16 protein-coding genes are annotated in these 23,940 nt (G+C 72.3%); 7 read left to right on the top strand and 9 right to left on the bottom strand.

Going from position 1 to position 23,940, the window contains the following annotated elements; genetic code table 11:
* The first annotated feature begins 44 nt into the window (after positions 1-44).
* Positions 45-1,583 (top strand): glutamyl-tRNA reductase, encoded by a 1,539-nt coding sequence (locus ACZ5AJ_RS00575; RefSeq protein ID WP_464136180.1) that lies wholly within the window; start codon positions 45-47, stop codon positions 1,581-1,583.
* Here ACZ5AJ_RS00575 and ACZ5AJ_RS00580 read toward each other — a convergent pair.
* On the bottom strand, positions 1,551-1,973 hold the full coding sequence (locus ACZ5AJ_RS00580; protein WP_464136181.1) for a hypothetical protein: 423 nt from the start codon (positions 1,971-1,973) through the stop codon (positions 1,551-1,553). The two genes, ACZ5AJ_RS00575 and ACZ5AJ_RS00580, sit on opposite strands and share 33 nt — an antisense overlap.
* 145 nt (positions 1,974-2,118) lie before the next feature.
* Between ACZ5AJ_RS00580 and ACZ5AJ_RS00585 the strand changes: the two genes are divergently transcribed.
* Positions 2,119-2,424, top strand: a complete 306-nt coding sequence (locus ACZ5AJ_RS00585) for a hypothetical protein (protein ID WP_464136182.1) — start codon at positions 2,119-2,121, stop codon at positions 2,422-2,424.
* A gap of 60 nt (positions 2,425-2,484) precedes the next feature.
* Here the strand turns inward: ACZ5AJ_RS00585 and ACZ5AJ_RS00590 are convergent, their stop codons facing one another.
* The 5 genes from ACZ5AJ_RS00590 to ACZ5AJ_RS00610 all read right to left on the bottom strand — a co-directional run bounded on the left by ACZ5AJ_RS00590 (position 2,485) and on the right by ACZ5AJ_RS00610 (position 12,324).
* Positions 2,485-4,698: an acyltransferase family protein gene (locus ACZ5AJ_RS00590; protein WP_464136183.1), complete on the bottom strand. Its 2,214-nt coding sequence runs from the start codon at positions 4,696-4,698 to the stop codon at positions 2,485-2,487.
* A gap of 9 nt (positions 4,699-4,707) precedes the next feature.
* Entirely contained in the window at positions 4,708-6,096 is a 1,389-nt protein-coding gene (locus ACZ5AJ_RS00595; RefSeq protein ID WP_464136184.1) for a M18 family aminopeptidase, read from the bottom strand.
* Positions 6,093-8,267: a DUF6541 family protein gene (locus tag ACZ5AJ_RS00600; RefSeq protein WP_464136186.1), complete on the bottom strand. Its 2,175-nt coding sequence runs from the start codon at positions 8,265-8,267 to the stop codon at positions 6,093-6,095. Before ACZ5AJ_RS00600 ends, ACZ5AJ_RS00595 begins: the two co-directional genes overlap by 4 nt.
* Before the next feature lie 244 nt (positions 8,268-8,511).
* Complete coding sequence (locus ACZ5AJ_RS00605) at positions 8,512-11,103, bottom strand: acyltransferase family protein (protein WP_464136189.1); 2,592 nt, start codon at positions 11,101-11,103, stop codon at positions 8,512-8,514.
* Positions 11,104-11,286: 183 nt separating this feature from the next.
* Positions 11,287-12,324 (bottom strand): hypothetical protein, encoded by a 1,038-nt coding sequence (locus tag ACZ5AJ_RS00610; protein ID WP_464136191.1) that lies wholly within the window; start codon positions 12,322-12,324, stop codon positions 11,287-11,289.
* Between the two features lie 268 nt (positions 12,325-12,592).
* On the opposite strand from ACZ5AJ_RS00610, the gene tgt reads away from it, so the two are divergent.
* Complete coding sequence (tgt, locus tag ACZ5AJ_RS00615) at positions 12,593-13,879, top strand: tRNA guanosine(34) transglycosylase Tgt (protein ID WP_464138660.1); 1,287 nt, start codon at positions 12,593-12,595, stop codon at positions 13,877-13,879.
* Positions 13,876-15,735: a PQQ-binding-like beta-propeller repeat protein gene (locus ACZ5AJ_RS00620; protein ID WP_464136192.1), complete on the top strand. Its 1,860-nt coding sequence runs from the start codon at positions 13,876-13,878 to the stop codon at positions 15,733-15,735. The genes tgt and ACZ5AJ_RS00620 overlap by 4 nt, the downstream gene beginning before the upstream one ends.
* Positions 15,736-15,760: 25 nt before the next feature.
* Here ACZ5AJ_RS00620 and ACZ5AJ_RS00625 read toward each other — a convergent pair whose 3' ends face one another.
* Positions 15,761-16,498 (bottom strand): hypothetical protein, encoded by a 738-nt coding sequence (locus tag ACZ5AJ_RS00625; RefSeq protein WP_464136194.1) that lies wholly within the window; start codon positions 16,496-16,498, stop codon positions 15,761-15,763.
* 181 nt (positions 16,499-16,679) lie between these two features.
* A complete protein-coding gene (locus tag ACZ5AJ_RS00630) occupies positions 16,680-19,739 on the bottom strand; it encodes a glycoside hydrolase family 2 TIM barrel-domain containing protein (RefSeq protein ID WP_464136196.1) in 3,060 nt (1,019 codons plus the stop codon).
* A gap of 176 nt (positions 19,740-19,915) precedes the next feature.
* Here ACZ5AJ_RS00630 and ACZ5AJ_RS00635 point away from each other — a divergent pair, with 176 nt between their 5' ends.
* Positions 19,916-21,421, top strand: a complete 1,506-nt coding sequence (locus tag ACZ5AJ_RS00635; RefSeq protein WP_464136199.1) for a DUF3375 domain-containing protein — start codon at positions 19,916-19,918, stop codon at positions 21,419-21,421.
* Here ACZ5AJ_RS00635 and ACZ5AJ_RS00640 read toward each other — a convergent pair.
* On the bottom strand, positions 21,391-21,873 hold the full coding sequence (locus tag ACZ5AJ_RS00640) for an MGMT family protein (protein ID WP_464136201.1): 483 nt from the start codon (positions 21,871-21,873) through the stop codon (positions 21,391-21,393). The genes ACZ5AJ_RS00635 and ACZ5AJ_RS00640 overlap by 31 nt on opposite strands.
* A 50-nt stretch (positions 21,874-21,923) precedes the next feature.
* Between ACZ5AJ_RS00640 and ACZ5AJ_RS00645 the strand changes: the two genes are divergently transcribed.
* A complete protein-coding gene (locus tag ACZ5AJ_RS00645) occupies positions 21,924-22,697 on the top strand; it encodes a DUF4194 domain-containing protein (RefSeq protein WP_464136202.1) in 774 nt (257 codons plus the stop codon).
* 181 nt (positions 22,698-22,878) lie between these two features.
* On the top strand, positions 22,879-23,937 hold the full coding sequence (locus ACZ5AJ_RS00650) for an ABC transporter substrate-binding protein (protein WP_464136205.1): 1,059 nt from the start codon (positions 22,879-22,881) through the stop codon (positions 23,935-23,937).
* Positions 23,938-23,940 lie beyond the last annotated feature (3 nt).

Raw genomic sequence — 23,940 nt, forward strand, 5'->3', positions numbered from 1 at the left:
TCCCAGAGGACACTTCCGCGGGAGCCCGGCCTAGACTCGGAGGCATGCTCGCTGCCGTCCGCGCCTCCCACGAGCACCTCGATCTCGATGTGCTCGACGCCCTCACGCGCGGTGCGGACGAGCTCCCCGCGGTGATCGGGGAGCTCAACTCCCGCACCGCGGTCCACGATCAGCCGCCCCTCGCGGGGTGGGTCGTGGTCAGCACCTGCAACCGTCTCGAGATCTACCTCGATGCCCACCGCTTCCATGACGGCGTCGAGCTCGTCATCGACGCCGTCGCCCGGACCAGCGGTCGCGAGCGTGATCTCGTCTCGCTGTGCTTCGACGCGGCGATGGACGCCCCGGTCGCCCGCCACCTCGACGAGGTGACCTCCGGGCTGCGGTCCGTGGTCCTCGGCGAGGCCGAGATCGCCGGCCAGATCCGTTCCCACTACGAGAGCGCCCGCCGGGCCGGCTGGACGACCTCCCTCCTGCACGACCTCTTCCAGCATGCGTTCCGCTGCGCCAAGCAGGTCGCCACGCAGGCGCCGGTCGGCGCGGCCGGGCGCTCCGGTGCCGCCGTCGCCCTCGATCGCGCGGGTGCCGTGCTCGGAGGGTTCGAGGGCCGCAGCGCCCTGGTCATCGGCACCGGCGCGTATGCCCGTCTGAGCGTCGCCGAGCTCCTGAGGCGCGGCGCGAGCCCGGTGCGCGTGCACTCGCCGTCGGGCCGTGCGCTCGGCTTCGCCCAGCGCCACGGCCTCGAAGCCGTCCTGCCCGAGCGCCTGGATGCCGCCCTGGCCGAGGCGGATCTCGTGATCGCCTGCTCCGGGCGCGGCACGAGCGTGTTCCCCGAGCAGTTCCTGAGCGCTGGGCGCACCGTCGTGCTGGATCTCGCGCTGCATTCGGATCTGCATCCCCTGGTGCGCCATCTCAAGGGGATCTCGGTGCTGGGTCTCGCAGACCTCCAGGTCGGTGCGGATCAGGCCGATCCCTCCCTCGTCCGCGCGCGCGAGATCGTCGAGGAGAGCGTCGAGGCGTTCCGCGTCCAGCAGGAGGTCCGGCGGATCGACCCGGCGATGGCCGCGCTGCGCCGCGAGGTCGCGGACTCGGCGGATGCGGAGATCGACCGGGTGCGTCGGGAGTCCGATCCGGAGACCGCGGACCAGCTCGAGCGCAGCATCCGCCGCATCCTCGCGAAGGTCATGCATTCTCCGGCGGAGCGCGCCCGCAGGCTCGCCGAGGACGGCTACGCCGACGCGTACGTCGATGCCTTCCACACCATCTTCGGCATCGACATCTCCGGGGGCGACGCCGCCGAGCCCAGCTCGGGGCACGGAGCCGAGGAGGCCGAGGCCCAGAACGGGTGGATGCGGGTGGACCGCACGGTCCCGAGCCGCTCCATCACCGGGCTCGCGCACTTCGCCATGCACGGCGATGGCACTGCCGAGACCTCGGCGGCCGTCGGGGTGGCAGATGCTGCGGAGCTCCGCACAGAGGCGGCATGCCCTGTCGGGGCCGCCGGCCTCCCGCAGCCAGCGCACGGCATGCCCGGATCTGCACGGCCGACGGTGTCAGCGGGAGCGGCGCAGCAGACCTCGGCCTGAGAACCAGCGTCGGCGCGGTCGCGGCACGTCCCGCTCGCCGTCGTCATCGGGTGCTGCCGCGCTCTCGTCATCGGCCCCGTCCTCCGCTGCAGCCCCCGCCTCGGCGACTTCGACGCTCTCGTCCTCGTACCAGATGTCCGTCCAGCCGACATCCGACTCATCACGGGGCCGGTACTCGCGGCGTGCGCCCAGCTGCTCCCGCACCTCCTCGAACTCGATCTCCGGGGGTGCTGTGACCTCGGTGCCTCTGTGAGGCACCGGACAGGTCCAGAAGTAGGGGCAGCCCGGGCAGCCGGCGGTCTCCTCGTCGGGTGCGGCCTCGCGCTGCTGCTGGACGCCGTCCATCTGCTGCAGCATGCGCAGCCGAGCGGCGTACGGGTTGATCTCCATGTCCGACCCAGAGTACTGGTCGGTCGATCGGCCCGATCCTCCAGCCGATGGGTCAGCCGGTCCGACGGGTGCTACGGCGAGCCCTCCGCATGGGATCCTGGTCGTCGGCAACCGACGGCCCCGCCCGATCTTCGAGGAGTCCCGCATGAGTTCCCCGTCCCAGCGCGTCCACGACGCCACTCGTCGTCTGCTCGAGCTGCTCGCCGATGGCGAGGCTCTCAGCCCGGACGCGATCGGGGCCCGCATCGAGCTGGCGGAGGCGACTGCCGCCGCCGGGCATCTCGAGGATGCGTTCTACCAGGCCGACGAGCTGCTCAAGGATGTCCAGAGAGAGCACGGGCCCGAGCATCCGAGCGTGGACCGGGCCCGGGAGGCCGTCGCCGAGATCGAGCGGATCGCGCGGTCGGCGCTCGCCGAGGGCTCGACGGGCTCGTCGAGCACGGGGGACTGATCCCGAGCACCGCATCGCGGCTTCGCAGCATCATCGTCGCGGCCCCGTCCCCGCGCCGCTTCACCAGCTGAAGCCGGCGTCCTCGAGGCGTCTGTCGACGGCGTCCTGCATCGAGGCGGCGTAGGTGCCGGTGATGTGGTCGCGGTCGATGGACACGCGCACCTTGCCGATCACCGGGCTGCATGCGCCGTCGGGACAGATCAGGTCGTTGACCTCGAGAGGCACCAGCATGGTGTCGGTGTCGGCGGCGTCGTCTCCTGGCGCCGCGCCGTCGGCGAGCGAGTCCAGCAGGCCGCGATCGGGTCGGTCCGCGGTGAGGGCGTCGGGCAGGTCGGGGGTGCAGGCGGGGTCGTCCTCGTCGTGGTCCTCGAGACATGCGGTCGGGTCGAGGGGGAGTCGGGGGAGGTCGCGCAGGGCGATGATGCTCGATCCGGCGGACAGCAGCCTGGGCAGCGTGCGGTCCATCCCCTCGATCGTGGTCTCCTCGCCATCGCGGTCGAGGAAGGTCGTCTGGAGGGCGACGGCGTCGGGTCGGACCCGCTCGATATAGGCGTCCACGGCCTGGGAGTAGGCGAGGCAGTCGCCGCTCTGCCCTCCATCGGGAGCGAACGTGCAACCGCCCTCCCAGAGGGTCACCAGCGTCCAGCCATGCTTCTCCGCGAGAGGGATGAGGGCGCCGGAGAACTGCTCCATCCGGGAGTTGCCCACGCTGACGATGACCGGTGCACCGGTGTCCCCGCCGACGACGCGGCACTGGTCGACGAGCACCTCCTCGGTCTCGCCCTGCGGAGCGAGGTCGTCCTCGCAGGGATCGTCGCCGGAGACCCAGTCGCGGCCGACGAGCGCTGCTGTCGGAAGCACCTCGGCGTCGGGATCGGCATCGGGCGACGGCGTGAAGGACGGGTCGAGGACGCGGGCGCCGGGATTGTCGGAGACGGCTCGGAGCGCCGCGGCCTCCTCCTGGGCGATCAGCATCTGGCGGGCACCGACGGCCGGTCCGAGGCCCAGCGCGAGAGCAGCGACGGCGACGACCCCGCCGCGCCAGGCCTGCTCGGAGGCCCAGCGCCAGCGGCGGATCGGGGAGTCGAGGAGGCGGGTGAGCAGCCACGCCAGCAGCAGGGACGCCGCGACCAGCACTGCTCCTTCCAGGACGCTCGCACGCTCCTCGCCGCGACGGGCGAGGAAGAGCACCAGCAGCGGCCAGTGCACCAGGTAGAGGGAGTAGGAGATGTCGCCGAGGAGACCGGCGGGGCCGCTCGAGAGGATCCGGTCGACGCCGAGCCGATGCCCGGTCGTCCCGGCGGTGAGCACGAGCGCAGCCGAGGCGAGCGGCCACAGGGCTATCCAGCCGGGGAAGGCGCCCTGCACGTCGAGCACGAGGCCGCAGGAGACGAGTCCGGCGATGCCGATCCATCCGGCGACCACGCGCAGCGCCGTCCCGACCGGCCGGATGCTGCCCGGTTCGTCCCGCTCGGGACGGTCGCCGGCGGCACCGGATCCTCGACGCCGCTCGAGCGAGGGCAGGGCGAGCGCCAGCAGGCTGCCCGCGGCGAACTCCCACAGCCGGGTGCGGGTGTCGAAGTACGCGAACTCCTGCTGCACTGCCGTCAGATGCACGGACCAGAGGAAGGAGGGGATGGCGACAAGGGCGAGGAGAACGGCGAGCACCCCGCGCGGGGAGCGGCCGATGCGTCGGGCGATCAGCGCACCGAGCGCCATGAGCAGCGGCCAGAGCAGGAACACCTGCCCCTGGATGGACAGCGACCAGAAGTGCTGGAAAGGGCTGGCCCCCGCATCATCCTGCGCGTAGTAGTCGACGCCGCGGAGCGCGAGGATCCAGTTCTCGACCTGGAGCATCGAGCCGATCGCATCGGTCAGAGCGTCCATCCAGCGCTCGGCTGGCAGCAGCAGGCGCACCCCGGCGAGGGTCGTGAGCACCACGACGGCGGTCGGCGGGAGCAGGCGCTTGAAGGTGCGTGCCCAGTAGGCGATCGGGCGCGTCGGCTCGGCGCGCTCCATGCGGCGCCAGAACGTCCCCGTCAGCAGGAACGCGGAGAGGAACAGGAACACGTCGACGCCGCCGGAGACCCGGCCCACCCAGACGTGGTAGACGACGACCAGACCGATCGCGAGCCCGCGGAGCCCGTGCAGCTCGGGACGGTAGCGGCCGGCGGAGCTCTCGGAGCCCTCGGGGCTCTCGGGACGCCGTGATCCGCCGCTGCTTCTGCTTCCGGTCCCTGCGGAGGTCGTCGGGCGCGAGGGCGCGTCGTCCATGCCCGCCGGTCAGCCGCGCAGGAAGGCGGCGCAGGCGCGCCGCAGCAGCAGCGGATCCTCGGCCGAGCACATCTCGCGGGCGGAATGCATCGAGAGCAGGGTGATGCCGACGTCGACCGTGGTGATCCCGAGCCGGGTGGCGGTGATGGGTCCGATGGTGGAACCGCAGGGCATCGCGTTGTTCGACACGAAATGCTGGTGGGGGACCTCGGCGGCATCGCAGGCGGCGACGAAGGCGGCGACGCCGACGGCGTCGGTCGCGTAGCGCTGCTGGGCGTTGATCTTCAGCATCGGGCCCTCACCGAGCCGGGGTCGGGTGACGGGGTCGTGCCGCTCGGGGTAGTTGGGGTGGACGGCGTGGCCGGCATCTGCCGAGACCACTGTGGAGGAGGCGAAGGCCCGGCGGCGGGTGGCGTCGTCCCCGCCGAGAGCGGCGTGCATGCGCACGAGCACGTCCTCGAGGAACGGGCCGGCGGCGCCGGAGCGGGTCGCGGAGCCGACCTCCTCGTGGTCGTTGGCGACCATGAGCGCGATGGGGGCGTCGGCCGGGCGGCCGGCACCGGTGTCCTGGCCGAGCGCCACGTCGATGAGGGCCTGCACCTCGGCGTGCACGGATGTGAGGTTGTCGAGACGGGCTGAGGCGAGGAACTCCTCATGGGCGCCGAACAGCGCGGGCGGCTGGGAGTCGACGGTGATGACGTCGAAGCCGACGATGCTGTCGCGCTCCACGCCTGCGGAGTCGGCGAGGGCTCCGAGGACGTCCACGCGCCCCATGCCGATGATCGGCTGCATGTGCCGCTGCGGGTCGAGCACCAGGCCGTCCTTGGTGACGCCCCGGTCCAGGTGCACGGCGAGCTGCGGAACGCGCAGCAGCGCGTCGGTGGAGACCAGCACGATCCGCCCGTCGTCGAGAGCCAGCCGCCCTGCCAGGCGCAGCTCCCGGTCGAGCCAGGAGTTCAGCAGCGGGCCGCCGTAGATCTCGACGCCGGCCTGGGCGAAGCCCTCGGCGCCGAGCTGCGGGTTCGGCTTGAGCTTCAGCCCGGGGGAGTCGGTGTGGGAGCCGACGATCCGCCAGGGCGTCGCCGCGCTCGCGCCCGACGGCGCGGACCAGGCGATGATCGAGCCGTCCCGCAGCACGTAGCGGTCGGCGCGCACGTCCTGCTCGCTCCAGTCCTCGGTCTCCGACAGCGCCGTGAAGCCCGCCATCTCGAGACGACGCGCGGCCTCGGCGGCGGCGTGGTAGCTGGAGGGGGAGGCGGAGACGAACGCACCGAGGTCGAGGGCCGCTTCGCGCGCCTCCGCCGTGGGGGCGGTGATGTCGGCGGAGGAACCTGTGCCTGAGGAGATGCTGGAGGATGCGCTGGAGGGGACTCGGGGGGAGGGGCTCGACGGCGTCATTGCTTCATTGAACCATCGGTGCCGCGGCACGGGAGCATGCGCCACAGGGAGGCGTCGCCGACCCGCAGGACCTCCTCTGCGGCCCCGGTCTCGGAGATCTCGTTGAGGCCGGTGTAGGTGGCCTGGCGGCCGAACAGCTCGTCGGGCCCGAAGTCGAGCGCGTACTCGACATCGAGCTCGATCATCGCGTCGCACACCTCAGGGTCGTTCCCTGCTTCGTCGAGCTCGGCGTTGAGCAGGTGGACGGCCGGCTCGGCGGAGAACCCCATGTACACGTTCAGCACCTCGCGATCGGAGAGCGCGTAGGCGAGGGAGCTGCCGTTCCAGGCGTTGGTGGCGATGACGGAGCCCTCCGGTACGACCTCGGGGAGCTGTTCGAGCAGGGCGCGCTCGTCGGCGCTGAGCAGGTTGTCGTTCTGCCATCCGTCCAGCGCGAGGGTGGTGGAGGCGCGCGCGCTGGGGGAGACCATGCTGAGGGCGAGCAGCGCTCCGGCGGTCACCAGCGAGGCGACGGGGGCCCAGGGGCCTGCGCGCCGGACGCCGACGTGGGAGCGTCGGCCCTTCTCGGCGGGTGCGGCCGACGATGCCGACGCGGCCGACGACGTCGCCGCGGCCGGCGCTGCGGCGCGCCCATGCAGGATGCGCATGACCAGCGCATCGATGCCCACGGCGAGGAGCGGGACCGCCGCGACCACGGGGATCGCGGCGATCCTCCAGGTGTCGCTGTACCAGTTGCCCGTGATCAGGTAGCGCAGGTCGCCCACGGGCAGGGAGCGGGCGGCGACCGACATCGCCGCCGCCCCGGCCCACGCGGCGACCAGCCAGCGCTCGCGGCCCCACAGCATGACGGCGACGAGCGCCGCCGCCATCACGAGGCCGAGCGGCACCCAGGTCGGGCTCGCGTTCCCTGCCAGGGAGACGACCTGGCCGACGGCCTCCTTGGGGGAGGCGTTGGGCTCCCACACGGCTGAGCTCTGCGGTGGCCGGAAGCGGGTCCAGGTCAGACGCACGACCAGCACCGATGCGAGGGCGAGCGCGATGACCGCGCCCAGCGCGCGCAGGGCGACTGGCCGGTCGACGGGCTCCGCGTCCAGCAGATCCCGCATACGGATCAGCACGCTCCACACGAGCACCGGCACGGCGAGGACGAGGGCGACGAACACTCCGGAGGCGTGGGCGGCGACGATCGCGAGGCAGGTCGCCGGGACGAGCACCGCGAGCTGTGCGGGCCGCAGTCGCCGGTCCCCGGGCGAGGCGAGGCCGATCAGGTGGGCGAGGCACAGCAGCAGCATCGGCATCAGCGCCGCGGACAGGAAGTACGGCAGCACGATGCCCCAGGACATCAGCCCCATGGGGAAGGCGGCGCTGATCCCCGCCAGGGCGCCGGCGAGCAGGAGCCCGAGCGGTCCGGCGCCGGTGCAGGTGCGCACGAGGGCGATCAGGCCGAGCGGCCACACCAGGGCGCCGACGACCAGCATCAGCACGTTCGAGCCCAGCACGATCTCCTGGCCGGAGAGCTGGACGACGAGGCTCGCCGCCTGATGCCAGAGCGCGGGGTAGTAGACCTCGTCGCCGGGGAGGCTCGTCATCCCGCCGACGAGCCAGGCGGAGCCGTCGCCGAAGCGCAGGATGCGCCGGATCGCATTGAGGTGCCACACGTTGTCGTAGGTCTGGGACACCGCGTCGACCGATCCCATGATGAGCAGCTGGCGCACCAGGATGGTGCCGCCGCCGATGACGAGGCCGGCGATCATGGCGAGGCGCACGCGGCGGTGCGCGGTCGGATCGTCGGTCGGACCGGTTGTCGGACCGGCGATCCGCGCGGAGGTCCGCCCGGGTCCGAGATCCGGCGCCGCCTGGCCCGCTCCGTCGGCGGTCGCGCGCCGGGAGTCGCGCCGGGAGGCGAGCACCCGGAGCGGCAGCATCGACGCGCCGAGCAGCAGTCCGAGCACGAGCGCGGGCAGGAGGCTCCAGGGGATCGACAGCGCCCGCCCGAGCTCCGCGGAGACGGCGATCAGGGCGAGGGAGATCGGGGCGAGGGAGGCGGCGGCGGTCCACGGGCGCAGCCGCAGCGCGAGCACGGCGGGGAGCCCGGGAAGGGAGAGGACCGCGAGGGAGGCGGCGAGGGCGGCGGCCACGGACCCCGCCGTGCTCCAGCTCCAGGGCTCCACCTTCTGGCACCTGCTCCCGGGGTCGACTCTCTCGGATCTGGCACATCCTAGCCAGGTGGGGACCAGCATCCGCCGGGGACCGCCGCTGCTGCGCCCGGAGGTTCACCGGGAGGTCACGCAGATTTCGCCGAGCCTGTGCCGCGGGTCTCCGCAGCGCCCGCCTGGTGCGCTCGGCCGCTGAGCTCGATCTCTGCGCCCGGCCGTCGGCGGCTCGGGGCGGAGGTCGCAGCCCAGCGGCCGAGGATCAGCCGCCGAAGGCCTCCTCGAGAAGCGGCGTGGTCACGGGGGCGAGGGTCTGCTCGACGAAGCGGCGGGTGAGGTGATGGGAGTCGAGGTAGACGTAGGTGTCGCCGAGGATGGGCGAGCAGCGACCGTCGGGGCAGATCTGATCGGACAGGTCCAGCAGCAGCACTCTCGCGTCATCGGTCGAGAGGTCGGCGAGGTCGGCGGCGGGACTGGGGTCGGCCAGCTTCTCGGAGGCGTCGGCACCGCAGGCGTCATCGGCGTCTGCGGGGGTTCCGCCGTCGGCGATGACCGCCTCGGGGCACTGGAACATGTCCTCCTCCCAGCGCGGGGTGTCTCGGGCGGCGATCACGTCGATGCCTCGGTCCGTGAGCTCCTGGACGGCGGTGACGGACCCTTCACGGGTGATCTCGTCGGCGGAGTCCGCGACAGTGGAGGTGACGGTGGTCAGCACGTAGTCGGGCTGGATCTCGTCGAGCTGGGCGAGGACGTACTCGTCGTATCCGTCGCAGTAGGCGTCGCGGTCGGTCCCGGGCAGGAACTCGCAGCCGTCCATGGTGAGGTTGACGATCTGCAGATCCTGCTCCTCGGCCCAGGGCGTGATGGCGGGGATGTACTGGCGGGCGTGCGAGCTGCCGACCACGACCACCACGCCGGCGGGCTCGGCGTCCTCGTCCAGAAGCTGCTGGCATGTCACGTGGGGGAAGGTGGAGGTGGGGGCCCAGGGGCCTCCGCATCGCTCCGGGAGGTCGGGCCACTGGTCTCCGAGCTGCCAGCCATGGGGGAGGATCTCGGCGGGGGCCCGGGTGGCGACCTCGTCGGTGGGGATCGCCGGCGAGGCGGTCGCGTCGAGGTCCTCGGTGTAGGTGCGCTGGAGGACGACCCACCAGCCGCCGGCGGCGACTGCGACGACGGCGAAGCTCGCGGCGATCGCGGTCAGTGCGCGCCAGGGCCGGGCCTCGAGCCATGCGGAGCGGCGCACGGGAGCATCGACCAGTCGGGTCAGGAGCCAGGCCAGCAGCACGGACCCGCTGAGCACGAGGAGGCCGTCGAGAGCGCCCGCTCGGGTCCGACCGCTCACGTGCAGCCACATCGCCAGGATCGGCCAGTGCACGAGGTAGAGGGCGTAGGAGATGTCGCCGACGAAGGCGGCGGGCCGTGTGGACAGCAGACGGTCCACGCCCCAGGAGGTTCCGGAATGGCCGGCCACGACGATCGCCGCCGCGGCGGTGAGCGGCCAGATCGCGATCCAGCCGGGGAAGACGCCGGAGACGTCCAGGATGATGCCGCAGGCGAGCAGGGCGGCGATGCCGATCCATCCGAGGAGGGCGCGGGGCACGCGGAGGCTCGGGGGCTGGTCGTCCTCGGGGCGGCGGGCGCGGGTGACGCGGTCGATGGAGGGCAGGGCGAGGGCGAGCAGGGATCCGGCGGCGAACTCCCAGAGCCGGGCGGCGGTGTCGAAGTAGGCGATCTGCTGCTGGGTGATCGTGGAGTGGACGGACCAGGCCAGCGACGCCAGCGCGATCACCGACATGATCGCGAACAGCGGCGCCCGCACGCCCTTCCCGCGATGTGCGCGCCGGATCATGAGCGCGAACAGCAGCGGCCACACGACGAAGGCCTGTCCCTGCACGCTCAGCGACCAGAAGTGCTGCAGAGGGGAGAGGGTCGAGGAGTCGCGGGCCTGGTAGTCGACCTGCAGCAGCACGAGCAGCGCGTTCTCGAGGTACAGGGCGGAGGCGACGGCCTGCTGCATGATCGCCGGCCACAGCGAGGACGGCAGCAGCAGGCCCGTGGCCAGGAGCGTGAGCAGGATGGTGACCGCCGCAGGCGGCAGCAGCCTCTTGAAGACGTGCAGCCAGTATCGGGGGATCTGCAGCGGGCGACCGCTCTCGAGGCGGCGCACGAAGGTCCCGGTGAGGAAGAACGCCGAGAGGAAGAGGAACACGTCGACGCCGCCGGAGACCCGGCCGAGCCAGATGTGGTAGACGGCGACGAGGCCCAGCGCGACGGCTCGCAGGCCGTGCAGCTCGGTGCGGAACGCTGGGCGGGAGCGCTGCTCGGCGGTGGTGACCGGCTGCTGATCGTCGCTGCGGTCGGAGCCGCGCCGCTGCCGGGGGGCTCGCGCGGAGACGGAGTCGGCCGTGGACCAGGCATCCTCGGCATTGAGCTCGACGCGCTGCTCGATCGGCCCCTGGACCCAGTCCTCGAGCGCCGAAGCGGCGACAGGAGCGCTCGAAGGGGTGGAGGTGACGATGCTGGGCTCCGGCTCCTGCGTCCAGTCGCCGAGGTCGTCGCGGGCGCCGGGCGCGGGCTGGATCCAGTCTCCGGCGAGGGCCGCTCGACGTCGACGCTCCTGCTCGCGGTGGGCCTGCTCGGCCTCTCGCCGGGCGCGGTCCTCGGCGAGACGCCTCTGCTCGCGCTCACGGCGCTCCCGCTCGCGGTGCTCGAGCTGCCGCTGGCGCTCCTCCCGTCGGGCCTGGGACTCCCGACGGACCTCCTCGAGCCTGCGCTGACGCTCCTGCTCCGCGGGCGTCATGCGTCGCCGTCGGTCGCCGCCCTGGGGGGCCGACGGGTCAGAAGGCGAGCTCATGGGTGGATGGTCCTCATTCCGGGCGGGTCACCGGTCCAGGGGATGGTAGGTCTCGTCGGCTCCGCGACGTGAGTGCAGGTGAGCACCGGCACGGCCGCGGGCGGACGCGGCTGTGCGCTGCGGCGGGAGCGCCCGACGATGATGCCACGGGTCGATGCCGGTCCGTCGGCACCTCTCACCTGGTCACCCGGACCGAGGGGTCCCGGGTTCTCCTGTGCTCGGGTCTGACGTCGCGGGTGCGGACTGCGGGATCGAGCGCCGGGGCCGCAGCAGCGTCACCAGCAGCATGACGGTGAGGACCGTGGCGATGACCAGGCCGGCGATGTGCAGCGTGAGCGCGGCGCCGACGACGGCGGAGAGATGCTCGACAGCGACCAGGGAGGACCCCGAGTAGGCGAGGATCTGCGCCGCGTAGCTGATGACCGATGTGAGCGGAACGAGCAGGACGATCGCGAGCACGGACCACGACAGGGCGAGCGCCGTGCGCTCGCAGCGCGTGATCAGGAGCGTCGCGAGTGCGACGGCGACAGCCAGCAGCAGGGCCTCCGCGAGCTGCGGGAGCGGGAGGAGCAGAGCGGCCCCGTCTCCGGAGGCGGGGACGGCCATCGAGCGCAGCAGCTGCTGCAGGGGAGCGCACAGCACGGCGAGGGCGAGCACGATCAGCAGGGTGAGGGACAGCCCGCCGGGCGTGCCGGGCAGCCGCAGGCCCGCGGGCCCGCCCTCGGATGCATGCCTGGGGACGACGGCGATGATGATCGCGAGCACGACGATCGCCAGCGCGATCAGGCCCTGGGCGATCATCCCGAGGGCCGCGACGGAGGTGGCTGAGGGAGCGGCGGCCAGTCCGTCCACGGCGAGGGCGAACAGGAGCTGCTGGACCGTGGCCGTCGTGCTCCCGGTCAGACCCTGCAGGAGCACCAGCCCCAGGACGACGAGCGCTGCGACGCGAGCGCGGCTGTCGCGTCCGTCGCGGCTGTCGCGTCCGCCGTGGTCGACGGCGATCCTGCTCCCCCGCACCAGGAGCACGGCTGCGAGCACCTGCAGTGCACGCAGGATGCCGGGAGTCGCCACCACAGCGATCGCGAGGGCGGAGTCGGCTGCGCTCCCGGCGGCGAGCTGCGCGCCGACCGCTGCGCTCACGGGGCCCCAGAGCGCGACCAGCAGGGACAGCACAGCGACGGCGATGGCGGCGGTGCGTGCGACGGAGGGGGAGGAGGGCATGTCAGGTCCTGGCGCGGTGGGCGGGGAGAAGGGGGATGGACGAGAGGAGGGTGGGGTGGGGGTGCGAGGAGGCCCGCGTCGATGATCCCACAGCACCGCACGCGGCTGTGGACTTCGCCCGCGCGCAGCGGGCTCCGGCGTCCGTCCGTGGGACCATGTCCGGGTGACCTCCCATGCCTCTGCTGACGCGGGCTCCCTCTCCGCTCCTGCTGTCCCGTCCTCTGACGTCGACGTCGACACCGGTGCCGTCCCCGGCTCCGTGCCGACCGTGCCGACCTCCTCGGTCCCGCCGCCCGATGCGCACCCCGGTCGGCCGGGCACGGGATTCGAGGTGCTCGCCCGGCATGGGGAGAAGGCGCGTGCGGGCGTGATCACCACGCCCCATGGCCGGATCGAGACGCCGGCCTTCGTCCCGGTGGGGACGAAGGCGACGGTCAAGGCCGTCCTGCCCGAGGCCATGGGCGAGCTCGGAGCGCAGGCACTGCTCGCCAACGCGTACCACCTGTACCTGCAGCCGGGCCACGATCTGGTCGACGAGGCAGGGGGGCTGGGCGCCTTCATGAACTGGTCGGGCCCCACCTACACGGACTCCGGCGGATTCCAGGTGATGAGTCTCGGCGCGGGATTCAAGAAGGTGCTCTCGAGCGAGTTCTCGGGTGGGGAGAAGGCGCGCACGGCCTCCGGGGAGGACGATGCGGTCGCCGAGGGCAAGGAGCGCCTCGCGCACGTCGACGACGACGGCGTCACCTTCCGATCCTTCATCAACGGCGACGTGCACCGCTTCACCCCGGAGATCTCGATGCAGATCCAGCACGGCCTGGGGGCGGACGTCATGTTCGCCTTCGACGAGCTGACCACCCTCATGAACTCGCGCGGCTACCAGGAGAGCGCGCTCGAGCGCACCCGGCTGTGGGCGATCCGCTGCCTGGCCGAGCATGCCAGGCTCTCCGCGGAGCGGACCCACCGGCCGTATCAGCAGCTGTGGGGCGTCATCCAGGGCGCCCAGTACGAGGACCTGCGCCGGAAGGCGTCCCGGGACCTCGGGGCGATGGACGTCGACGGGTGGAGCTTCGACGGCTTCGGCATCGGCGGCGCCCTGGAGAAGGAGAACCTGGGCACGATCGTCGGCTGGGTGACGGACGAGCTGCCGGAGGCGAAGCCCCGTCATCTGCTGGGCATCAGCGAGGTCGATGATCTGTTCACGGCGATCGCCGCAGGAGCCGACACCTTCGACTGCGTGTCCCCGTCGCGGGTGGCGCGGAACAGCGCCGTGTATACGCGCACGGGGCGGGTGAACCTCACCGGTTCCCGCTATCGCCGGCAGTTCGCGCCGATCGACGAGACCTGCGACTGCTACACCTGCACCCACTACACCGCCGCGTACATCCACCATCTGTTCCGGGCGAAGGAGATGCTCTCCTCGACCCTGTGCACGATCCACAACGAGCGGTTCGTGGTGCGTCTGGTGGATCGGATCCGCGGTTCGCTGCTGGACGGCTCCTTCGACGCCCTGCGGGAGGAGACCACCGGCGCCTACTACGGGTCCCCCCGGTGAGCATCGCCGACGTACCGGAGCCTGCGCCGGAGTCCCCGCCAGGGTCGGGGCCGGGCGACGGCGTCGATCGGCCCGAGGACGATCCGACCACCCTGATCGGCATGACGGTGGTGCTGCTGGCCGGCGCCGGGCTGCTCGCGCTGGTCGCGAGCTCCTTCCTGCTGGGTGCGCTCCGGCTGTCGGCGGGGATCCTCGCCGCGCTGGGGGCGGGAGGCCTCGCGCTCGCCCTGATGACGGGGCTGCGTCGGCCTCGGAGGGCGGTGCACGCCCGCCGCGCGATCGCCTTCGCCGTGGCGGTGGTGCTGGCCCTCGCACTCACCATCCCTGCCCTGCTGGCGCATCGTCCTGCGGGCCTCGACGCCGTCACGGTCTCCCGCATCGCCGCGCTCGACGAGGACGATCAGGTCATCGCCCTGCCTGCTGCGCTGGCGGAGACAGCGGGGACGGCAGCGGAGGGATCGGCAGCGGAGGGATCGGAGAGCGGGGACGGCGCCGAATCCGGACAGCGGATCCCGCCGGTCCTGGTCCGTCGTGCGGAGGGAGGCGCGCAGCTGCTCATCGGCGAGCGGGTCGACGAGATCGACGCCGCGCCCGACGACGTCCTCGCGCTCTCGTCCGACGGAACCCGACTCCTGCGGGTGACCGTCGGGGGCAGTGTCAGCACCACGGTGCTCGCGGTCTCCGCGGACGCGGCCCCGTCGGAGGAGACGAGGCTCGACGGCGCACCGATCGCGCTCGACGGCGATCTCCTCGTGCTCCGATCCTGCTCCGAGGGCTCCTGCCGGATCAGCGGCCATGACATCGCTGACATGGCGGATCCTTCGGAGGCGGTGTGGAGCATCTACGACGGCGACGGCGATGATCCCCTCGACGGGACGCGCGGCGTCGACGGGATCGGCGTGGAGGTGCCGGTCATGGCCGGCGCCGGGACCGGCGGCTCCGCCGGCACCGATGGCCAGGGCCTTCTCGACGGGGTGAGCGATTCCGGGCTCCTCCCGAGCGTTCTCGTGACCCATGACGCGGTGCAGGGCTGGGTGCAGCGGGATGTGATGACCGGTCTGTCCGTCGGCGGGGTGCTGGCCGGCGCGCAGGATCGGTGCCGCGTCGCGGAGACCGCCGTCTCGCCGGGTTCAGCGGCCGGTAGGGCGCTCTCGAGCGGTGCAGGGGTCTCTGCCCTGGGTGCGGACGGGACGGCCGTGAAGCTTGTCGTGACCGTGTGCGCGGACGATGACGGCGCGATGACGGCCACGGCGTTCCGCGAGGGCCGGGAGCTGTGGCGGTCGGATCCCTCTCCGGCAGGGGAGTGGTCGGTCCGGGCCGACGGCGGGCGGGTGCTCGCCGACGGCATCGAGGAGGGTGCTGAGGGCGAGGGCGAGCTGGTCGCGTCCGAGAGCTCCTCCTCATGGACGGCGCCCGGCGGTGATGTCCTCGATCAGGCCGAGGAGGTGGTATCCCGCACGGGGATCGACGGGACCGCCATGGTGGTCGACAACGCGTCCTGGCAGCTCCTCGCCTATGACACCGCCTCAGGCGAGAACCTGTGGACGCTTCCGCTGCTGCTGGACTCCGAGGGCGCCGGATCCGTGCCCGAGGGGACGACGCCGACGGCGGTCCGGGGCGCCCTCGGCTCGGGCACGGCGGTGGTGCTCACGGCGCAGGTGCGGCGAGTGGCGCTGGATGGCAGGGGAGTCCAGGTGCTGCGGGTGATCGACGTGGCGGACGGGGACGTCACCGCCTCCGCGACGGTCGATCGGAGGACCGCAGAGGCGATCGACGCCATCGTCCCCGTCGGGGCGGGGCGCGCTCTGGTCACCGTCGACGAGGAGACGCTGCTGATCGGGGCGGGCGCTCTCTGAAGGGCCCCGTTCGGAGGCCGGCGCCTCAGGGGCGCTCGGCCGCCCAGCGGCGCACCATGATCGCTCCGACGATCAGCGCCGCTGCCACGACCGCCCAGTGGAGCACCTCGATGATGATCGAGATGACGCTCATCGCGCCCATGCCTCCGACACCGCCCATGCTCCCGCTCATGGCGGCCGAGAGGACGAGGGCAGAGACGATCCGCAGGATCCAGTACAGCAGGAAGGAAGCGCCGATCGTCGCCGCGATGATGATCGCCCCGGTGCGTCCGCGGCCCTGTGCCTTGACGGCGACGACGATCGCGAGGATCAGCTCGGCGGTGGAGACCAGGACGACCAGCCCGATGAGGCCGATGACGAGCAGCGCGCCGATGCTGCCCATGGCGTTCACATCGTCGTAGTCCATCGCGGTGGTCGAGTACCCCATGAGGAAGCCCCACGCGAACGAGGACAGGCCTGCCAGGGTCCTGGCGACGACGACGGCGATCGCACCGATGAACAGCCACTTCGCGAACGGTGCGACCGCCTCGCGGACCGAGCCGGAGCCCCCGGGGACGGGTCCCGGGAATCCCGTGGACGGTGTCCCGAACGCGGGACCGGACGGCGAGGCACCGGGATAGGGGGTGCCCGGGTAGGGGGTGCCGGGCTGGGGCGCCGAGCCGGGAGAGGGATGGCCGGCGGGCTGCTGGGGTGCAGGCCGCTGGGGCTCCGGCTGTCCCCAGGCTCCGCCGTCGGAGCTGTCGTTCGGGTACCCCTGCGTCATGTCTCTCCTCGGTCGTGGGGCGGAGTGCTGTCGCGCGTCCGTGCTTCTCGGTGCGTTGCTTCTCGGAGCGTTCTCGCACCGACCAGCCTATCCGGTGGCCCCCGAGGGCCGCCTGCCGGGAGCGAGCACCCCCGCCGGCAGGGCCATGGGCGGAGCCGTCCGGGCAGGGGCGCTGCCGGCGTCAGCTCGGACGGGGCGCGAGGCGGAAGGCGAAGGTTTCCTCGCGCGCGGGCAGGACGTACTGCTCGAGAGGGATCGGTCCGCAGGCTGCGGAGCCCACGCCCTGCAGCGAGGAGGACAGGGTCACCCAGGTGCGGCCGTCGGGGCGCAGCGCACCGTCGTGGTCGCGCCGGTCCAGCTCGGCGGTCGACCACGGGCGGACCGCGAGGCCGAGCCCCGTCGGGGCGAGCAGCTCGAGTCCGGGGCCGCCCGCCGAGGCGGTGAGCCCGGCTCTGACGACTCCGGCCCGGTTGCCGTTCTCCTGCGGGAACACGTAGGGCACCTGCAGCTCCTCCACGGTGGCGGACCAGGCGCCGAAGGTGGTGCCGCCTCCGGTGTCGGGGTACGACTCGTGCGGCCCCTGCCCTTCGTAGTCGACGTGGTCGAGCTCGCCGGGCAGCGACAGCGTCCAGCCGATGCGGGGCAGCGGCAGGTCCTCGGGCCAGAAGGACGACGGCGTCACGGTGACCTCGACGCCGACGGAGGCGCCGTCGGCGCTCCAGCGCTCGAGGACGTCGGCGCCCAGGGCCGAGCCGTCCAGGCCGAGTCCTGTGCGCACCACCAGCTCGTCGCCGTCGACGACGATCGAGGTCAGGCGTCGACGCGCGACGTCCAGGCCGATCCGCTTCCAGCGGGCCTCGAGGGGGTAGCGGGTGCGGGCGCGCTCGTTGTCGACGGGCGCGCGGTAGAGGTCGACGTAGGAGTCCTCGACGGTGAGGTCGCCGATCTCCACGAGGCGCCCGAGGTCGTCGAAGCGGGCGGGGCCGAGCCGCCAGGACCCATCGGTCTCCTGGACCGGGGGGACCGGGGTGCCCGGGGCGGGCAGCGCGGCGGCGAGGGAGGAGGCGTCGACGTGGTCGGCGGTGACGATCTCATGGCCGGCGGGGACGGGGCCTTCGGCCGCACGGGTGACCAGGCGCACGACGGTCGCGGGACCCTCGGACGCCGGGAGCGGGACATCGGCGCTCTCGCCGGGCGCGATCGCCGGCAGCGCGATCTCGGTCCAGGTGCGGCGGCCGTCTGTCGACAGCTCGGCGCGCAGGTGCGAGAGGTCGCGGAAGGAGTAGCGGTTCCTCACCTGCGCGGAGCCGGGGGAGACCTCGAGCCCGACGGGGGAGTAGTGGTGCTTGGCGTCGAGCAGCGCGGGCGAGGGGGTCCGATCGGGCAGGACGAGCCCGTCGGCCACGAAGTTGCCGTCGTGCAGGCGCTCGCCGAAGTCTCCGCCGTAGCCGTAGATCTCGTTGCCCTCGGCGTCGGTGGTGACCAGGCCGTGGTCGATGCACTCCCAGATGAAGCCGCCGTGGAGGGAGGGATGCTCCTCCGTGAGTGCCATGTACTCCTTCAGCGAGCCGGCGCCGTTGCCCATGGCATGGGCGAATTCGATCCACAGGAACGGCTTGGTCAGCGCCGGGGCGTCGTCGAAGCCGTCGTCGGGCGCGTTGACCCCGAGATGCCGCAGCATCCCCACCAGGCGGTCGCGGTACTCCTGGGAGAGCTCCTTGCGGCCGATCTGGGCGCTCTCCTCGACGCTCGAGTACATCAGCGAGAAGACGTCGACGTCGTCGGTGCGGTAGTCCTGCTCGTAGATCACGGGCCGGGTCGGATCGGCGGCGCGCACGGCCTCGACCATGGCGGTGGTGACGCGGCCGGTGGCGGCCTCGTTGCCGATGGACCACAGGATGATCGAGGGGTGGTTGCGGTCGCGGCGCACGAAGCGGTCGGAGCGCTCGACGAGGGAGGCGCGGAAGCGCTCGTCGTCGGCGGGGCGCTCGGCGGCGCCGGTGGGATCCTCTCCCCAGGTGGAGTCGGCGTGGAAGCCGTGCGCCTCGAAGTCGCCCTCGCAGACCACGTACAGGCCGACCTCGTCGCACACCTCGAGGAAGCGCTGGTGGGGCGGGTAGTGGGAGGTGCGCACGGCGTTGAGGTTGTGCCGCTTCATGAGCGCCGCGTCCAGCTCCTGGTTGCCGAGGTGCTGGGTCCGGCCGACGACGGAGTCCGCCTCGTGGCGGTTCACCCCGCGGAAGACGACGCGCTCGCCGTTGACGCGGAAGATGTCCCCGTCGATCTCGATGCGGCGGAAGCCGAGCCTCAGCGTCACGGTCTCGACGGCCGCGCCCGCGCCCTCGCCCCCGTCCGCGCCCGCGCCCGCGCCCGCGCCCGCGCGCGAGGCTGTGCCGGCGCCTGCGGACACCGTCGCCTCGTACAGGGTCGGCTCCTCGGCGGACCAGGGGCGCACGGCGCCGACGGGGATCGCCTCGCCCGCGACGACGGGGACGTCGTGGAGGCCCAGGCCCGGGACGCTCACGCGCGCTTCGATCGCCTCGCCGTCGGCGTCGTGCGCCTCGACCGAGAGGAAGCCCTCTCCGGTGGCGGGGTCGTAGTCGGCGACCGTCACGAGGTCGTGGATCCCGCCGACGGGACGCAGCAGCAGGTCGACGCTGCGGAAGATCCCGGACATCCACCACATGTCCTGGTCCTCGAGGTAGGTGTTCACGGACCACTGCACGACGCGCACGTCCAGCCGGTGGTCGCCGGGCTCCGCGAGGGCGTCGGTGACGTCGAACTCCTGGGTGAGGCGGGAACCGGCGGTCACGCCGATCTCGGTGCCGTCGATCCAGACCTTGGCGGCGGAGTCGACGCCCTGGAAGCGCAGCAGCGCGCGTGCGCCGTCGGCGATCTGAGCGGCCCAGTCGGCGGGGACGTCGACGGTGCGGGTGTAGTGCCCGGTGGGGTTCTCGTCCGGGACGTGGGGGACGTCGCGGGGAATGGGGTAGATGACGTTGGTGTACTGCGGGGCGCCGTGACCCTGCAGCTGCCACATGCCGGGGACCTGGATCGTGCCGGCCTCGGCGAGGTCGGAGCCGTCCGCACGGGTGCCGAAGAAGAAGTCCCAGGTGCCGTCGAGACGGATCTCGGGGGCGTCGGAGTGCAGGTGGGCGCGGCCGCGCAGCCGATTCCGGCCGCCGGGCAGCTCCTCCCACCAGCGATCGGTGCGGTCGGCGGGCGGCAGCGGGGTGCTCATCGGTGAGGCGTCTCCTGGTTCGTGACCGGCGGCGAGCTGGTATCGTGAACGTTCACGGGCGATCATACCCGTCCCGTCGACGAGTGCGGAAGGGGTGATGTCCGAATCCTGCGAGGAGGTGGCGGACGGCAGCGCGTCTCGCCCCTTCAGCACGGCCGTCGCTAGACTCTCCCCTCGTGACCACGACCGAGCCGAACCGGTGGACCGACCGGCGCCAGAGCGCCGTCGCGGCGCGCAAGGAGGCCTACGAGCAGCTGCGTCGGGCGAGCACCTGGCGCCTGCTCGCAGCCCACAAGGCTCCGGCAGTGCTGTCCATCCTGCAGGCGGTGCTGCCGCCGGGCGACCGACGGCTCCCGCGCAGCGAGTTCATCGCCCGCGTCGGGGCGCATCTGGATCTCCTGCACGACGACGACCAGGAGCCCGGCAGCGGCCGCACCGCCGCCGAGTACGTCGACGGCTGGGTGCGCGAGGGGTATCTGACCCGCCGTGACGACCCCCAGCATCCGGAGACCACCTTCGAGCCGTCCCCGGCGACGATCGACGCGATCCAGTTCATCGCCTCCCTCGAGGAGCATCGCCCCACGACCACGCAGTCGCGCCTGACGCTCGTCGTCCAGCAGTTCGAGCGGCTCGTGCAGGAGACCGAGTCCGACCGCGACATCCGCCTCGCGGACCTGCAGCGTCGGCGCGAGCGCATCGAGGCGGAGATCCGCGAGCTCGCCGAGGGCGAGCTGATGCTGCCGAGCACCGAGGCGTCGGTGGACCGTCTGCGGGACATCCTCCAGATCGCCCAGGAGCTCTCGAGCGACTTCCTCCAGTACCGCGAGGACCTGCGGGCGGTGGATCTGCATCTGCGCGAGCAGATCCTCTCCCCGGAGTCCTCCCGGGGCGAGATCCTCGAGCAGCTGCTCGCGGGCGACGATCTGCTGGGGCAGTCCACGGTGGGCCGCACCTTCACGGCGTTCTTCCGGATGCTCAACGACCCGGTGCAGACCCGCACGGCGCAGGAGCTCGTCGATCGGCTGCTCGAGAGGGACTTCGCGCGGGTGCTGGATCGCAGCGAGCGGGAGCGCCTCGCGAACGTCTTCTCCGACCTCTACGAGCCGGCGCAGGAGGTCCTCGACGTCAAGACCGAGCTGTACCGGTCGCTCGCGCGCTTCGTGCGCTCGCAGGACTTCCGTCAGCATCGGGTGCTGCTGGAGGCCCTGCAGGAGGCGCAGGGCGTGGCGCTCGCGCAGAAGGACGAGGTCTCCTCGAAGGCGCCGTTCCCGATGGATCTGGATCTCTCGCGGGTGCGGCTGAGCTCGGTCGCGCAGCATCGTCTGAAGGATCCGACGGACCCCGGTGCCCCCGCCGAGGCGGAGGTCCACGACGCGACGGCGCTCAGCGTGGAGGTCCTCGAGGATCTCGTGCGCACCAACGACATCGACATCGTCGGCCTCACGGGGCAGGTCAACGCGGTGCGCGGCGCCGCGGGCCAGGCGTCCATCGGGGACGTGCTGCGGGCGCATCCGGCCGAGCAGGGCCTGGCGAGCGTGATCGGTCTGATGTTCCTGGCCACGCAGCATGCCCAGCAGCGCGAGGGGTCGAGCGAGATCGTCACCTGGCGCGAGCTCGACGGCAACGACTATGCGGCGAAGGTGCCGTCCTTCTACTTCCTGGACGAGCTGCCCGTCGAGTGATCGTGCTCCGCCGTGCGGAGGCTGCGATGCGCGGCGGGGTCGTCGAGGTCTGCGCAGGCCTCCTGCGAGGCCGCGCGCAGCTGCTCCAGGTCCGCGCCGCAGACGGCCATCCGGCAGCCTCGCCCGTCGGGCCTCATGGCGATGCCCTCCGCCTCCCAGTGCTCGCGAGCGCGTTCGACCAGGGGGTGGTCGCCGTCGGCACGGGTGACGCGCCACCAGGGGACGCCTGAGCCCCAGGTGCGCATGATGCGGCCGACGAGGCGCGGACCGAGGCCGACGATCGCACCGATCTCCCCGTAGGCGGCGACGCGGCCGGCCGGGATCGCTTCGACCGTCCGCAGCACGCGCTCGACGGTCTCGTCGTCCATGCGGCGTCGTCGGGGCTGCGTTGCGGCTGCCGACGAGTCGGCGGGGGACGAGTCGGCGGGGGACGACGACGGGTCCGGGGTCATGGGCGCCAGTGTGCCACTGCTGCGGGCGGGCGCCGGTACAGTGTGGCACCGTGACCAGCTCTGCATCCTCTCCGTCCGAGGCCCCCGTCGACGCCGACATCACAGCGTCGGCACCGGGGGGCGCACTGGTGGACGAGTCCCGCCGTGTCCTCGTGAGCCTCCTGCAGGGCCCGTTCATCGACGGTCGGCGGGATGCCGCGCGCTATGCGCAGCTGCTGCGCGACCGCACGGCGATCCAGAACCGTCTGGCCGATATGTTCCTCGAGCTGATCGTCGACGATGATGCGCAGGTCGCCTTCGTGCGGCAGAGCGAGGAGGACCCCGACGCGCCCAAGCTGCTGCGCCGTCTGACGGGTCTGAACCGTCTGGACTCCGTGCTGCTGCTGGTGCTGAGGCAGATGCTGCTGACCCAGTCCTCCCGCGGTCAGCGGACCGTGGTCTCCGAGGCGGAGATCCAGCAGGCGCTCGCCGCCTACCGGCGCACCACGTCGACCGATGAGGCGGGCTTCGCCAAGGAGGTCCGTGCCTCCATCGCGAAGATCCAGCGCGCTGGCCTGCTCGACGAGCAGGGCGACGACTTCGAGGTCTCTCCGGTGCTGCGTCTGATGATCGGCCCCGACACGGCGCGCGAGTTCATCGCGCTGTACCGGCAGGCCGGGGTGAGCGGCCTGGAGGATCCTCGCGATGCCGCGGACCCGGACGACGCCGACGACGCCGACGACGCTGACGACGACGGCGCTGACGGCTTCGAGGACGACGGCGGGGATGGCGCCGAGGGACCTGCCGACGGAGCCGCCGCTGGAGCGGCGTCCTCCGGAACCTGATCTCCGACGGGAACGTGATCTCCGACGCATCGCCCGGCGGCGCGGGCGCGTGACGTGCACGGGAGCCGATCGCGGCGTCCACAACGCGATCCGTCATTTGTGGCCGATTCTCGTTGCGTAATAAGGTGAGCCTCGCCTTAAAGTCCTGACCTGGGCTTTCTCCGTCGACCAAGGATCTTCCGTGAAGCTCAACCGACGCTCGCTCGTGCTCTCCGCCCTCGCCGTGCCCGCTCTCGCCGCCTGCAGCGGTGAGGACGCGTCCACCGGCTCGACCGGCGGCTCGGCCGCCTCCGATGCAGGCTCGGCCGACGCCGGCGCCTTCCCGGTCTCCATCACCCATATCTACGGGGAGACGGAGGTGCCCGCGGAACCGACCCGGATCGTCACCGTGTCCTGGGTCAACGGCGACAGCGTGCTCGCCCTCGACATCGTGCCCGTCGGCCTGCCGACGGTCGAATGGGGCGGGAACGACAACGCCTCCACCAACTGGATCGACGCCAAGCTCGAGGAGCTCGGGGCCGGCTGGGGCAGCGAGAACGCCCCCACCACCTACTCCGAGGCCGACGGTGTCAATCTGGACGAGATGGCGGCGCTCACCCCGGACCTGATCGTGGCCGCCTACTCGGGGCTGACCGAGGAGGAGTACACCCAGCTGAGCAAGATCGCTCCGACGATCGGGCCGCTGGGTGCGAACTACACCGCGGGCTGGGAGGACGTCCTGACGGCGGTCGGCCAGGCCACCGGCCGCGCCGAGCAGGCGCAGGAGGTCATCGACACCGTCAGCGCGGACCTCGCCGCCGTGGGCGAGGAGAACCCTGCGGTCGCGGAGTCGACCTTCATCGCGGGCACCCTCGGCCTCGCCGACGACTCGATCGCGCTCTACACGGGCGGCGACACGCGCCCCCGCTTCTTCACGGCGCTGGGCATGACGCAGGCCGAGGTCGTCACGGAGAACACCGAGGGCGAGGACAGCTTCTACATGGAGTGGTCCGCCGAGCGCGCCGACGAGCTCGTCTCCGACGTCTTCTACACCTGGGCCTCCGCCGGAGACACCGTCGAGGACTTCCAGGCCAACGACCTGTTCGCCCAGATCCCCGCGGTCGCCTCCGGCGGACTGGTGCTCTCGGCCGACGACCATCTCACCCTGTCGGTCTCCGCCGCCAACGCGCTGAGCCTGCCGTGGGCGCTCGAGAACTTCGTCCCCTCGGTGATCGAGGCCGCCGAGACCTCGCAGGGCTGATCC

The organism is Brachybacterium zhongshanense, assembly GCF_055385755.1.